The 1,415-nt window shown below is 67.4% G+C and carries 1 protein-coding gene; it reads right to left on the bottom strand.

What is annotated here, in order from left to right; all coding sequences use genetic code 11:
• Positions 1-29 precede the first annotated feature (29 nt).
• Positions 30-1,268: an IS256 family transposase gene (locus tag ACFYUY_RS40050; protein WP_387908447.1), complete on the bottom strand. Its 1,239-nt coding sequence runs from the start codon at positions 1,266-1,268 to the stop codon at positions 30-32.
• Between the last annotated feature and the right edge of the window lie 147 nt (positions 1,269-1,415).

Here is a 1,415-nt window from a genome sequence, read left to right as displayed (position 1 = left end):
GGTCGTGTCCCTTGGTGTGGTGTAGCGGATCAGTCAGGGGTTGCGTTCGTGGTGTCGGGTAGTGCAGGGGCTCGTTTGGGGAGCTCGGCGGGGTAGAGCTGGTCCATGCTGCCTTCGGGTAGGTAGCGGCGCGGGAAGGCGACCCACTCGTCGTGGAGTTCGAAGAGCACCGCGGTGACCAGCCGCAGGAGCGCGTCGTCGTTGGGGAAGACCTGGACGACTTCGGTGCGGCGTTTGACCTCGCGGTTGATCCGTTCCAGCGGGTTCGTCGACTGGATCTTCTTCCAATGTCGCTCCGGGAAGCCGGCGAACGCGGTGAGGTCGTCCTTCGCGTCCAGCAGCATGTCCTTGACCTTCGGGAACTGCTTGCCGAGCATGTCGGCGACCGTGTCGAGCTGGGTGCGGACCGCCTCCGCGGTGGGCTGGGCGAAGATTGTGCGGATCGTCGCCGCCATCTCGCCCGCTTCTTTGCTGATCACGGAGAAGGTGTTGCGCAGGAAGTGGACCCGGCAGCGCTGGTAGGCGGCTCCGAGCATGACCTTCCGGATGGCCTTGACCAGGCCGAGGTGATGATCGCCGATCACGAGCCGGACTCCGGCCAGGCCGCGTTCGCGCAGGTGGCGGAGGAATTCGGTCCAGAAGAGCTCGGTCTCGCTGTCGCCGACCATCACACCCAGCACCTCGCGGCCGCCGTCCTCGGTGATGCCGGTGGCGATGACCACGGCCCGGGACACGATCTGGTGGTCGACCCTGGCCTTGCAGTAGGTCGCGTCGAGGTAGACATAGGGGAAGCGGACGTGGTCCAGCGGCCGGGTGCGGAACGCGGCCAGCTGGCCGTCGAGGTCGTGGCAGATGCGGGAGACCTCGCTCTTGGAGATCCCGGTGTCCGCGCCGAGGGCTTTGACCAGATCGTCGACCGACCGGGTGGACACGCCGTGGACGTAGGCCTCCATGATGACGGCGTAGAGGGCCTGGTCGATGCGGCGCCGTCGCTCCAGCAGCACGGGGAAGAAGCTCCCCGACCGCAGCTTGGGGATGCCCAGCTCCAGGTCGCCGGCCTGCGTGCTCAGCGTCTTGTCCCGGTGGCCGTTGCGCAGTGCGGTCCGCGTCTCGGTGTGCTCGTTCCACTCGGCGCCGATCCGCGCGGACGCCTCGGCCTCGATGAGTTCCTGCAGCATCCGCTCGGCCACGGACCGGACGAGTTCCAGCCCGTCCGCCGAACGTAGTGACTCCACCAGCCGGAGTAGGTCATGCTGGGACAGGGCCACCCTGCACCTCCTGAGTTGAACTGGCCGTTCACTTCGGAGAGTTGCATGGTGGCCCGCCTGCTGGGCAGGGAGTGGGGCTCACACGACGACGCGCCCCCGGCGCACACCCTCACGATGATCCGCTACACCACGACAGGGGACGCCGTC

This window comes from Kitasatospora sp. NPDC004745 (assembly GCF_042873275.1).
GTDB lineage: Bacteria > Actinomycetota > Actinomycetes > Streptomycetales > Streptomycetaceae > Kitasatospora.
Note: the sequence above shows the minus strand (reverse complement) of the source record. Positions and strands in the feature narration are given on the sequence as shown.